Annotated in this window: 9 protein-coding genes and 1 pseudogene; 6 read left to right on the forward strand and 4 right to left on the reverse strand. The window is 64.6% G+C overall.

Translation table 11 applies throughout. The annotated features are described in order from the left end of the window. Window positions 1-446 precede the first annotated feature (446 nt). A complete protein-coding gene (locus AC628_RS44300; protein ID WP_167350189.1) occupies window positions 447-602 on the forward strand; it encodes a hypothetical protein in 156 nt (51 codons plus the stop codon). 91 nt (window positions 603-693) lie between these two features. On the opposite strand, the gene AC628_RS28980 is transcribed toward AC628_RS44300, so the two are convergent. Then, on the reverse strand, window positions 694-1,623 hold the full coding sequence (locus AC628_RS28980; protein ID WP_050423163.1) for an aspartyl/asparaginyl beta-hydroxylase domain-containing protein: 930 nt from the start codon (window positions 1,621-1,623) through the stop codon (window positions 694-696). 353 nt (window positions 1,624-1,976) lie between these two features. Between AC628_RS28980 and AC628_RS28985 the strand changes: the two genes are divergently transcribed. The 4 genes and pseudogenes from AC628_RS28985 to AC628_RS29000 all read left to right on the forward strand — a co-directional run bounded on the left by AC628_RS28985 (window position 1,977) and on the right by AC628_RS29000 (window position 6,480). Then, window positions 1,977-3,176, forward strand: a complete 1,200-nt coding sequence (locus AC628_RS28985; protein ID WP_074130180.1) for an ABC transporter substrate-binding protein — start codon at window positions 1,977-1,979, stop codon at window positions 3,174-3,176. A 10-nt stretch (window positions 3,177-3,186) separates the two neighbouring features. Then, the gene (locus AC628_RS28990) at window positions 3,187-4,905 is read left to right on the forward strand and encodes an FAD-dependent oxidoreductase (RefSeq protein ID WP_210190274.1); all 1,719 of its coding nucleotides are present in this window, start codon (window positions 3,187-3,189) and stop codon (window positions 4,903-4,905) included. Between the two features lie 71 nt (window positions 4,906-4,976). Continuing rightward, a pseudogene (locus AC628_RS28995) lies at window positions 4,977-5,656 on the forward strand (SDR family NAD(P)-dependent oxidoreductase). 29 nt (window positions 5,657-5,685) lie between these two features. Then, complete coding sequence (locus tag AC628_RS29000) at window positions 5,686-6,480, forward strand: IclR family transcriptional regulator (RefSeq protein WP_074130188.1); 795 nt, start codon at window positions 5,686-5,688, stop codon at window positions 6,478-6,480. 346 nt (window positions 6,481-6,826) lie between these two features. Here the strand turns inward: AC628_RS29000 and ahcY are convergent, their stop codons facing one another. The 3 genes from ahcY to AC628_RS29015 form a co-directional block, all read right to left on the reverse strand. Continuing rightward, window positions 6,827-8,254, reverse strand: a complete 1,428-nt coding sequence (gene ahcY, locus AC628_RS29005) for an adenosylhomocysteinase (protein WP_074130182.1) — start codon at window positions 8,252-8,254, stop codon at window positions 6,827-6,829. 193 nt (window positions 8,255-8,447) lie between these two features. After that, window positions 8,448-9,644, reverse strand: a complete 1,197-nt coding sequence (gene metK / locus AC628_RS29010) for a methionine adenosyltransferase (protein ID WP_074130183.1) — start codon at window positions 9,642-9,644, stop codon at window positions 8,448-8,450. Between the two features lie 60 nt (window positions 9,645-9,704). Beyond that, window positions 9,705-11,060, reverse strand: a complete 1,356-nt coding sequence (locus AC628_RS29015; protein ID WP_074130184.1) for a hypothetical protein — start codon at window positions 11,058-11,060, stop codon at window positions 9,705-9,707. Window positions 11,061-11,245: 185 nt separating this feature from the next. On the opposite strand from AC628_RS29015, the gene AC628_RS29020 reads away from it, so the two are divergent. Beyond that, the coding region (locus AC628_RS29020) for a tetratricopeptide repeat protein (RefSeq protein ID WP_143201862.1) at window positions 11,246-12,165 on the forward strand (920 nt) is incomplete at its 3' end.

Here is a 12,165-nt window from a genome sequence, read left to right on the forward strand (position 1 = left end):
CAATGCGAAATGCCTGATGGAACTGTATCACCCTCGTGTAACGGATCTGAGCACGAAAGCTGCCGGGCCGCGCAAAGTTGAACGGTACCCGGCATCGCGGCTCGGTCAAATCGACGTCGTGGAAAAGTCACTCAGGTAATGCACCGCTGCAACATCGCCGGACAAACATCGGCATACCTTGGTATAGCCTCGCTGATTCCTTGTGGTGCCCTGCGCTTACGCTCGTACAGTAGAGCGATGGCGAGTGATTCTTATACTCGCGGCTACTCCATCGGATGCACGGCTGCCAACGTCGCTGTTTCCGGCACGACCAGCGACAGAATTCTCGGTGGGCGCGACTTGCGTTGCGAAATCTGTGATCAGGATCACTGCTCCGGGGAGCGCAGCGCACGACTATCGCGGGCAGCAAGTATCGACTGGAACGCGGGTTCTCGAGGAACACTCAGATGATCGTCAACATTCAGAAGCTGGATGGCCTGTGGCACCTCATCGTCGGGTCGTGCAAGATCCGAACGCCGTTCCTGGAAACCCAGGACCGGGAGTGGGTCGTCGCCTACGCCAGGCGGGTCTACCCCGGTGCCAAGGTCTTCGAACGCGATTGACGCTGTAGCGCCTCACAGCTCCCGCCCCAGACAAAAAGCCCCGGAGCACGCTCCGGGGCTTTTGCGTTCAAGGCAGCGAGCCCGTGCGCGATCACCGCAGCGCCGACACCACGATCAGGCCGAGGATCAGCGCGGTCACGGAATATTTGAGCGTGTAGTACACGTTCCGATTCCATTCCTTGACCTTGCGGCTGCCGAGGTGGAGCTCATAGAGCTTGCCGAACACCTTGTTCAGCGCGCCGACATGCTCGCCATCGACATTCTGGGTCGCCGACGCCTTGACGATGTTGTGGCTGACCCAGCGGTTCATCCTCGTCATGAAGCCGTACTTCATCGGCCGTTCGACGTCGCAGAACAGGATGATGCGGTTGACGTCGGTCTTGTTCTCGGCGCTGTGGATGAAGGTCTCGTCGAACATGAAGGCCTCGCCGTCGCGCCAGACGCATTCGACGCCGTCGACGAGGATGCGGCACTGGTCCGAATTCGGTGTCACCAGGCCGAGGTGATAGCGCAAGGAGCCGGCGAAGGGATCGCGATGCGCCCCTAACTTGCCGCCAGGCGGCAGCATAGCGAACATCGCGCCGTGCACGTTCGGGATCGAATTGAGCAGCTCCACCGTCTGCGGGCACAGCGTGCGTGCCGACGGCAGGAAGTCGTCGTACCATTTCAGATAGAAGCGCTTCCAGCCGCTCTTGAAGAACGAATAGAAGCCCCAGTCGTTGTTCTTGGCGGCGGCGCGGATGAAGCCCTCGTCGAACAGCCGTGTCGCCTCGTCGCGGATCGTCTCCCAATTGTCGGAGAGCTTCTTCAGCTCGGGAAACTGCTCGACCGGAATCACCGGCGTATTCGGCACCGCGGAGCCCGCATACATCAGCACATTGTAGGGTGCGAGATAGGTCGAGTGATCGCCGAGCTGGCGGGCGAAGCGCAGCCGCTGTCTGCCGCGGAAGTGGACGTAGAGTGTGGACGCCGCCAGCACGTAGAGAATAACGAGCTGCGGCGCGAAGAGCTGTCTCAACATGATCCGTCTATGATCGCAGTCCGCCGACGCTGTTCGTGCACCGCCCCCGCAAGAGCCGATCCCGATGAAGGCTGGCTCCGCGCGGGCGGCAAAGCGCATCGCCGTCCGCGAAACTTCCCCTGTTCATAGTGACTTGGTACTGCCGCAAGCTCTGGCGTGAGCTGGGAGCCCCGCAGTGCCATCCCGGATCAGCCATGTAAGCGTATGCTCACCAAATGTGAAGCGCCGCCTCATTCGAGGCGGCCACTGTGTGACAACATTCACACATCAAAATTCGCCATTGACAAATAGATTTGATAATTCCTAATTCTAGGTCGACCCGCCAGAGAACGCGGACACCCAGAGGAGGAACGATGAGACAATTTTTGGCGGCAGCCATTCTCGCTGTCATGACGACGGCCGCGCATGCCCAGGTTTCCGACGACGTCGTGCGCATCGGGGTGCTGACCGACCTGTCGAGCTGGGGCCGCGACAATTCCGGCCCGGGCTCGGTCGAAGCAGCCAAGATGGCGGTCGAGGAATTCGGCCCCACCGTGCTCGGCAAGCCGATCGAGATCGTCTCCGCCGACCACCAGATGAAGACCGATGTCGGCGTGCAGATCGTGCGCGGCTGGTTCGACAACGGCAAGGTCGACGCCGTCGTCGACATTCCCAATTCCGGCATTGCGATTGCCGTGCACAACATGGTGCGCGAGCGCAACAAGATCGCGCTGCTGTCCGGTCCCGGCGCGAGCTCGCTGACCGACGAGCTGTGCAGCCCCAACACCGTGCACTTCACCTACGACACCTACGCGCTGTCGAAGGTGACGGCCTCGGCGGTGATCGCGGAAGGCGGCAAGTCCTGGTACTTCATCACCGCGGACTATGCCTTCGGCCAGCAGCTCGAGAAGGACGCCACCCGCTTCATCAACGAGATGGGCGGCAAGGTGCTCGGCGGCGTCCGGCACCCGACCAACACCGCCGACTTCTCCTCGTTTGCGTTGCAGGCGCAGGGCTCGAAGGCGGATGTGGTGGCGTTCGCCAATGCCGGCCAGGACACCGACAATTCGATCAAGCAGTCCGGCGAGTTCGGCCTCGTGCAGGGCGGCCAGAAGCTGGTCGGCCTCCTGATGTTCGACACCGACGTGCATGCGATCGGGCTCAACGCCGCGCAGGGCACCTACATGACGACGGCGTCGTACTGGAACATGGACGAGAAAACCCGCGCCTGGTCGAAGAAGTTCTTCGCCCGCACCAACGTGATGCCGACCATGATCCAGACCGGCGTCTACGGTTCGGTGCTGCATTATCTGAAGGCGATCAAGGCGGCTGGTACCGACGATCCGCAGAAGGTGATGGCCAAGATGCGCGAGCTGCCGATCGAGGACACCTTCGTGCACGGCGGCAAGCTGCGCGAGGACGGCCGCGTCATCCGCGACATGTATCTGGCGAAGGTGAAGAAGTCCTCGGAATCGAAGGAGCCGTGGGACTATCTCGACATCATCAAGACGGTGAAGGGCGAGGACGCGTTCCGTCCGGTCTCCGAATCCAAGTGCCCGCTGCTCAAGAAATAGGATCGATCGCGTGGCCAATGAAGAAACGTATGACTGCGATGCGCTCGTCGTCGGCTCCGGCTGCGCCGGGCTGTCGGCGGCGGTCACCGCGGGCCATCACGGCCTGAAGGTTCTCGTCGTCGAGAAGGAGCCGCGGTTCGGCGGCACCACGGCGCGCTCCGGCGGCTGGCTGTGGATCCCCGGCACCTCGCTGGCCAGGGCCTGGGGCATCGAAGAAAACCCCGACCAGGCCAAAACCTATCTGCGTCACGAGGCCGGCAACAGTTTTGACGCCGCGCGGGTCGATGCCTTCCTGACCGAAGGGCCGAAGGCGGTCGACTTCTTCACGACGAAGACCGCGGTTCGTTTCGACATGCCGCTGACCTTCCCGGACTATCATGCCGAAGCGCCCGGCGGCGCGCAGGGCGGCCGCTCGATGGTGACGCGGCCGTTCGACGCCCACGAGCTCGGCGACGCCCTGAAGAATCTCGGCAGTCCCCTGCCCGAGCTCACCGTGTTCGGCATGATGCTCGGCTCCGGCAAGGAGATCGTGCACTTCATGCGCGCGACGCGGTCGCTGACCTCGGCGGCCTATGTCGCCAAGCGGCTATCGAAGCACGCTATAGACGTGATGCGCAACGGCCGCGGCATGACGCTGACCAACGGCAACGCGCTGGCCGGCCGGCTGGCGAAATCCGCCTTCGACCTCAAAATCCCGCTCTGGCTCAACTCGCCGGTGCGCGAATTGATCGTCGAGAACGGCGCCGTGCGCGGCGCAATCGTCGTGCGCGAGGGCCGCACCGTCCGGGTCAACGCGAAACGCGGCGTCGTGCTCGCCTGCGGCGGCTTCCCACATGACGTCGCGCGGCGGCAGAAGATGTTTCCGCATGCGCCGACCGGCAAGGAACACTATTCGCCGGGTCCGACCGGGAACACCGGCGACGGCTTGCGGCTTGCGGAATCCGCCGGCGGCCGCGTCGAGGACTCGCTGCCGAATGCCGCAGCCTGGGTGCCGGTCTCGGTCACCACGCGCAAGGACGGCTCGAAGGGCGTGATGCCGCATTTCATCGATCGCGCCAAGCCCGGCGTGATCGCTGTGATGGCCGACGGCAAGCGCTTCGCCAATGAAGGCAATTCCTACCACGACTTCGTGCAGGCGATGATCAGGGCAGCGAAGTCCGGCGAGGAGATCGCGGCATATCTGGTCTGCGATCACGAGACGCTGCGCAAATACGGCCTCGGCTGCGTACCGCCGCGCCCGATGCCGCTCGGTCATCATCTGAAGACTGGCTATCTGAAGCGCGGCGCGACGCTCGCAGAGCTCGCTGCGCAGACGGGCATCGACGCAGGAGCATTCGAGGCGACCGTCGCCGAATTCAACACGACCGCGGCCGAGGGGCGTGATCCCGCCTTCGGCAAGGGCTCGCGCGCCTATAACCGCTATCAGGGCGACGCGCTGCACGGGCCCAATCCCTGCATCGCGCCGATCCAGCACGGGCCGTTCTACGCCATCAAGATGGTGATCGGCGATCTCGGCACCTATGCCGGCATCCGGACCGACGCCAATGCCCGCGCGCTCGACGCCGACGGCCAGCCGATTGCCGGCCTCTATGCCGCCGGCAACGACATGGCGAGCATCATGGGCGGCAATTATCCCGGCGCCGGCATCACGCTCGGCCCCGCGCTGACCTTCGGCTATATCGCGGGCAAGCACATCGCCGGCGCAGCGGCAGAGAGAAGCGCAGCATGAGCGCATTGCCGAACCTACTTACCGGCAAGCGCGCTCTGGTCACCGGGGCAGCGCACGGCAATGGACGCGCCATCGCGCTCGGCCTTGCGGCGCATGGCGCTGATGTTGTCGTGACCGACATCGATCTTGCCGGCGCCGAGCAAACCGCGGCCGACATCCGCCAGCGCGGTCGCGCGGCATGGTCCTTCGAACTCGACGTGACCGACGCCGAGGCCTGCTACGCGCTGGCGCAAAGGATGACGCGCGAGGTCGGGCCGATCGCGATCCTGGTCAACAATGCAGGCATCATCATCCGCGAGGGCATCTCTTCCCCGCGGGCGCAGGACAATTGGCGGCGGGTACTCGACGTCAATTTGACCGGCACCTTCAACGTCACCCACGCCTTCCTGCCGGCGCTGCGCGAGACGCGCGGCGCGATCATCAATCTCGGCTCGATCGCCTCCTTCCTCGGCGTCGCCGACACGCTGGGCTACGCGCCCTCCAAGGGCGGCGTGAAGCTGTTGACCCAGGCGCTCGCCCGCGAGCTCGCCGCCGACGGCATCAGGGTCAATGCGATCGCGCCCGGCGTGATCGAGACAGCGATGACCGAAGCAACCCTGCCCGGCTTGCCGGATTTCTCGGCCGCACGCCGCTCGGCCGCGTCGGCCAGCCCGAGGAGCTGGTCGGACCGGTGGTGTTCCTCGCCTCGGAGCTGGCGTCTTATGTGAACGGCGTGACCATGCCGGTCGACGGAGGGTTTCTCGCCGTATAAGGACGTTGTCGGAGAGCTGGCAGGACGCGATGACGAGAGAAAGCCGCGGCATACAATCGATCGAGGTCGGCGGAGAATTGCTTCGCGCGCTCGCCCGCAGCGGCGAGCCGATGATGCTGCGCGATCTCGCGCGCGAAGCCGGCATGCCGCCGGCCAAGGCGCATCCTTATCTCGTCAGTTTTTCGCGCATCGGCCTGATCGAGCAGGACGAGACCACCGGCCGCTACGAGATCGGCGCGCTGGCGCTCGAGCTCGGCCTGATCAGCCTGCGCCGGCAGTCCGCGGTGCGGATCGCGACGCCCAAGATCGCCGCGCTCGCCGACAGCATCAATCACGCGGTGTCGCTGTCGGTGTGGGGCACCCACGGTGCGACCGTGGTGCGGCTCGAGGAGCCGAGCCATCCCGTGCATATCGCGATGCGCGTCGGATCGGTGGTGGCGTTGCTCGAGACCGCGACCGGCCGCGCCTTCGCCGCCTTCATGCCGCCGAACGCCGTCAAGACCGCGCTCGAGAGCGGCCTCGACCGCCTTGGCGTCGGCTACAATCCGAAGCGCGAGACCATCAGCGCCAAGACCACGGAGATGCTTGCGGAGGTTCAGAGCCGCGGTCTCGCGCGCGCGATCGGCGATCCCCTCCCCGGCGTCAATGCCTTCGCCGCCCCGGTGTTCGATCACGCCGGCCACGTCGCCCTGGTCATAACAGCGATGGGCCCGGAAGGCACCTTCGACGCCGGCTGGGACAGCGCCATCGCGGCCGCGCTGCGCGATTGCGCCGGCGATATCTCGCGGCAGCTCGGACACGGCACGGCGCGGAAGCCGGGGTGAGGCGGATTACGGCGCCCTCTGTTCATGAGAGGGCGGAACGACAAGCAAAGCTCGGGCAGACCATGTCGCGCGAATGCGGACGTATGTCTCCCGGACCGTGCAACAAACTCACTGTCGTCCCTGCGAAAGCGGGGAACCCATAACCACAAATGCTCGTTGTTGGCGATGCTGGACCGACGAGTCCCTTCAACAACAGCCGCCGCGGCGTATGGGTCCCTGCTTTCGCAGGGACGACATCGGTGGATCGGCGTCATCACGGCAGTAGTCCACGAGCGCGCAACGGAGTCAGCAAAAAGCCCCGGACGATGCCGGGGCTCTTCACTTCATCGATCGCAGTCAGCGCAGCTCAGTAGCGGTAGTGATCCGACTTGTACGGACCTTCCTGCTTGACGCCGATATAATCGGCCTGGTCCTTGCGCAGCTCGGTCAGCTTGACGCCGATCTTGGCGAGGTGCAGGCGGGCGACCTTCTCGTCGAGCGTCTTCGGCAGCACGTAGACCTTCTTGGCGTACTTGCCGTCCTTGTTGTTGGCCCAGAGTTCGATCTGCGCCAGCGTCTGGTTGGTGAACGAGGCCGACATCACGAAGGACGGGTGGCCCATCGCATTGCCGAGGTTCACGAGGCGCCCCTCCGACAGCATGATGATGCGGTGCTTGTCGGGGAATTCGATCTCGTCGACCTGCGGCTTGATGTTGGTCCACTTCAGATTGCGCAAGGACGCGATCTGGATCTCGTTGTCGAAGTGACCGATGTTGCAGACGATGGCGCGATCCTTCATCGCGCGCATGTGGTCGATGGTGATGATGTCCTTGTTGCCGGTGGCGGTGACGAAGATGTCGGCGCGCGGCGCGGCGTCTTCCATGGTCACGACCTCATAGCCTTCCATCGCCGCCTGCAGCGCGCAGATCGGATCGACTTCGGAGACCATGACGCGGCAGCCGGCCTGGCGCAGCGAGGCCGCCGAGCCCTTGCCGACGTCGCCGAAGCCGGCGACCATCGCGACCTTGCCCGACAGCATCACGTCGGTGCCGCGGCGGATGCCGTCGACCAGCGACTCGCGGCAGCCATAGAGATTGTCGAACTTCGACTTGGTGACGCTGTCGTTGACGTTGATCGCCGGGAACAGCAGCGTGCCCTTGTTGGCCATCTCGTAGAGACGATGCACGCCCGTGGTGGTCTCTTCCGAGACGCCCTTGATGTTCTTGGCGATTTCGGCGAAGTAGCCCTTCGGCTTCTCCTTCAGCAGGCGCTTGACCAGCGCGTAGAAGATCTCCTCTTCCTCGGAGGTCGGCTTGTCGAGGAAGGCGGTGTCGCCCTGCTCGGCGCGATAGCCGGCATGCACCAGCATGGTGGCGTCGCCGCCGTCATCGAGGATCATGTTCGGGGTGCCGCCGCCATGCCAGTCGAACAGCTTGGCGGTGTAGTCCCAGTACTCGGTCAGCGTCTCGCCCTTGACGGCGAACACCGGAATGCCGGCGGCGGCGATTGCCGCGGCGGCGTGATCCTGGGTCGAATAGATGTTGCAGGAGACCCAGCGGATGTCGGCGCCGAGCGCGGCCAGCGTCTCGATCAGCACGGCGGTCTGGATCGTCATGTGCAGCGAGCCCGCGATGCGCGCGCCCTTCAGCGGCTGCTTGGGGCCGAACTCCTCGCGGGTGGCCATCAGGCCGGGCATTTCGGTCTCGGCCAGCGAGATTTCCTTGCGGCCGAAATCGGCGAGCGCAATGTCCTTGACGACGTAGTCGGTGAAGCCGGGCTTCGTGGGGGCGTTCATGTCGGTTTCCTAGTGGGTGAATCCAGCGTGTCAGTTGCAAAGCGAGCGGAACGCGATGTTGCACGATCTTCTCCCTCTCCCCGGGGAGAGGGCTGGGGTGAGGGGCTCTACCCGCGCGCTGAGCTCGCGGAGAGTCCCCCTCACCCGCCGCTTCGCGGCGACCTCTCCCCGCAAGCGGGGCGAGGTAAGAAAGTTAGAGCGCGCGCTTGAGCTGCTCGACGAGATCGGTCTTCTCCCAGGAGAAGCCGCCCTCATTGTCCGGCGTACGGCCGAAATGGCCGTAGGCCGAGGTGCGCGCGTAGATCGGGCGGTTGAGGTCGAGATGGGTGCGGATGCCGCGCGGCGTCAGATCCATCGCCTTGGCGGCCGCCTTCTCGAGCTCGTCCTCCGACACCTTACCGGTGCCGTGGGTGTCGATGTAGATCGACAGCGGACGCGCCACGCCGATCGCGTAGGCGAGCTGCAACGTGCAGCGGTCGGCAAGACCGGCCGCGACAATGTTCTTGGCGACATAGCGCGCGGCATAAGCGGCCGAGCGATCGACCTTGGTCGGATCCTTGCCGGAGAACGCGCCGCCGCCATGCGGAGCCGCGCCGCCATAGGTGTCGACGATGATCTTGCGGCCGGTCAGGCCGGAGTCGCCGTCGGGACCGCCGATGAAGAACTTGCCGGTCGGATTGATGTGCCAGATCGTCTTGCCGTTGATCCACTCCTTCGGCAGCGCCTCGCGCACATACGGCTCGACGATGTCGCGGATCTGGTTGGAGGAGAGATCCTCGACCAGATGCTGGTGCGAGACCACGATCTCGCGGACGCCGACCGGCTTGCCGTTCTCGTACTGCACGGTGACCTGGCTCTTGGAGTCCGGACCCAGCACCTTCTCCTTGCCGGAGTGGCGCGCTTCGGAGATCAGGCGCAGGATCTTGTGGGCGTAGAAGATTGGCGCCGGCATCAGGTCGGGCGTCTCATTGGTGGCGTAACCGAACATGATGCCCTGGTCGCCGGCACCCTCTTCCTTGACCTCGCCCGGCTGCAGCGCGTCGACGCCCTGCGCGATATCGGCCGACTGCGGATGCAGCAGGATCTCGATATCGCAGGTCTTCCAGTGGAAGCCGTCCTGCTCGTAGCCGATGTCCTTGATTGCGCCGCGCACGACGCTCTCGATGTGCTCGTTGGTGACCGAGCTCGGGCCGCGCGTTTCGCCGGCGATCACCACCTTGTTGGTGGTCGCGAGCGTTTCGCACGCCGCGCGGATCTGCCACGGGTCGATGCCCGCTTTCGGTCCCTCGCGGTAGAACAGATCGACGATCTCATCCGAGATACGATCGCAGACCTTGTCCGGATGGCCTTCCGAGACCGACTCGCTGGTGAAGAGATAAGACGCGCGCATCAAGCAAACCCCTTGTTTCGTCGAAGTCCGACGTTGGTTGGTGAATATGTCCCCGGAATGTCAGTCTCGTCGCCGCGAGATGACGTAGGATTCGTCGTAAAACCACAGCCCGTTGTGTTTGCGGAGAACTTCGCGTGTGGCCTCGAGAGCTCGTCCGTTTTCGGTCGTTTCGGTCAACCGCTCATCTTCGATCTGCGCGACATACACCGCGGCATTCCACGCGGCGAAGGCGGTCGAGGTTCCGATCGAGCCGGTCACCTCATTTGGCAGCGCTTCCATATCATATCGGAAGATCGAACGGTTATCGGCATAGGCATTGAAGTTCAGCTCGCGACCCGCCGAGCCCAACTCGTATTTCACCGCGCGCAGTATCTCATGACGGCTGACGGCGAAAGGATTTTCTCCGGGCCAGACGGCTTGAATCATTTCAAGCCCGGGATCGCCGCCGTGGGAGTGGATTCCTATCAACCGCCCGCCACCGCGCAGCGCGCGGGCCAGCGGCGCGATGATCCGCTTGGCGCGGAAATTCACCGAGGATTTGGCGCGGTAGGGCTGGGAGGCGATCACAAGATCGAAATTGGCTTCGGTGCGGCCGGCCCGCGGAATGATGGAATCGAGCAGGAAGCGGTGGTCGTCCCGGTACAGCACCAGCGCCACCGGCCGCTCATAGATCGGCATCGCATTGCCGGGGCTGAGGTTGGCCCGCCAATTCTGCTCCAGGAATGGACCGAGTTCCGCGATCTGGGCCTCGAAATCACCGGAGGAAGCTCCCCGCAGGGCCACCTCGTGCCAGATCATGCTGGCGGCCGCCGCGGAGTTCTTGGGCGTCAGCCAGGGCGCCTCGGCGTAGTACATGTTGGTGAAGACGAAGACGCTGGCCGGGTGCTCGAACAGGCGATCGGGGACCTTGTCCAGGGTGAGGCGAACGTCCTCCAGGCTCAGTTCCTTGCCAGCGACATAGAACGGCATATGTGGGAAGCGGCCATGCATGGCGCGCAGGACGCGCGCCAGCACGGTGCCATCACCCATTCCGGCGTCGAACACCCGCAGCGCCGGCGGCCGGGGGTGGATCGCGGCCAGTTCCAGCGCGACCCGGTCGGCGATCACCCGCTTCTCGCTGCAGGTGTGCACGAACAGCAGATAGCGCTGGCGGTTCTCGAAGAAGCGGAAATTCCCCCTCGGATCGCGCTTTTCCGGCGGCACCACGAGGCCGCGCGGCGGCGCCACGCCCCCCGGCGTCGACGTCGCGATGAAGCCATTGATGCGATCGAGCGTATCGATGGTGATGCGCTTGCCCTCGCGCAGCCGGTGCACCAGCTTGCCGTCATTGACGGCACGGCGGCCGAACGTCGTCTCCGCCATGTCGGAGCGCCGGCAGAAATCCGTGATCTGGCTGAGGATTTCGTCGTTCTTCATAGCGCCTGGAGTGGGCAGCAGCGAGTGGGACAAAAGTGGGCAGAGATAGTGTGCGGCGACGTCTTATCACCGTTTTCCCACCAGTTGAACCCCCTCTACCGCCCAATCACCAAACATTCATGATCGTCCCCAGAGCCACCTCGCCGTCGCCGATCACGATGACGGCCGCCACGTCCGGATGACCGATGCGCCGCCTGCTCCTGATCCCCTGCCTGCTCCTTCCCATCCTGTGGCCGGCGCCCGGTTTCGCCCAGACGCGCGCCCAGCTCGGCCCGCTCTGCACGACCGACACCACGCCGGCCGACCAGATGATCGACGCCTGCACCAAGATCATCGCGCTGAAGGTGTTTTCCGGCGAGAAGCTCGCGACCATCTATTTCTGGCGCGCGGTCGGCTGGAACAAGAAGGGCTACTACCCGCAGGTGATTGCAGACGCGACCGAGGCGCTGCGTCTCAAGCCCAGCACCGCCGTCTACAATCTGCGCGGCTCGGCCTATTACGACAAGGGCGAGTACGACATCGCGATCGCCGACTTCAACGACGCGCTGCGGATGGGGCCGAGCGGCATCATCTATCACAACCGCGGCAACGCCTATCGCGGCAAGGGTGACTACGCCAAGGCGATTGCCGACTATGACGCGGCGATCAAGGCCGATCCAAGATCGGCGTTCTCCTATCAGAACCGCGGCGCGTCGAAGCAGGCGCTCGGCGATCTCGACGGCGCACTGGCCGACATCAACGAGGCGGTCAGGATCGATCCGTCACTGCCGCAGCCGCTGATCCGCCGCGCCGTGATCTGGCGCGCCAAGGGCGACATCGCGCGCGCGATCGCGGACACGACGGAAGCAATCCGGCTCGCGAAGGCGAAAGCGCCGGTCAACATCATGACGCCGCCCGGCAGCGTGCTGATCTCGGCTTACACCCAGCGCGGCCTCTCCTATGAAGCGAAGGGCGATGCTGCGCACGCCAAGGAAGATTACGCTGTGGTGATCGAGGGCGTCGCCTCCGACGCCGGCAGCAAAGCCAACCAGGCGACCGCCAAGGTGCGGCTCGCGCTGCTGAAGGAGGCCGACGCAGCACCGCGCAAGACCGCAGCAGTGCCCGC

It is taken from the genome of Bradyrhizobium sp. NAS96.2 (genome assembly GCF_001908235.1).
Lineage (GTDB): Bacteria > Pseudomonadota > Alphaproteobacteria > Rhizobiales > Xanthobacteraceae > Bradyrhizobium.

Coding starts and splice junctions, on each gene's coding strand:
- AC628_RS44300 (WP_167350189.1), top strand. CDS start 447: ATGATCGTCAACATTCAGAAGCTGGATGGCCTGTGGCACCTCATCGTC.
- AC628_RS28980 (WP_050423163.1), bottom strand. CDS start 1,623: ATGTTGAGACAGCTCTTCGCGCCGCAGCTCGTTATTCTCTACGTGCTG.
- AC628_RS28985 (WP_074130180.1), top strand. CDS start 1,977: ATGAGACAATTTTTGGCGGCAGCCATTCTCGCTGTCATGACGACGGCC.
- AC628_RS29000 (WP_074130188.1), top strand. CDS start 5,686: ATGACGAGAGAAAGCCGCGGCATACAATCGATCGAGGTCGGCGGAGAA.
- ahcY (WP_074130182.1), bottom strand. CDS start 8,254: ATGAACGCCCCCACGAAGCCCGGCTTCACCGACTACGTCGTCAAGGAC.
- metK (WP_074130183.1), bottom strand. CDS start 9,644: ATGCGCGCGTCTTATCTCTTCACCAGCGAGTCGGTCTCGGAAGGCCAT.
- AC628_RS29015 (WP_074130184.1), bottom strand. CDS start 11,060: ATGAAGAACGACGAAATCCTCAGCCAGATCACGGATTTCTGCCGGCGC.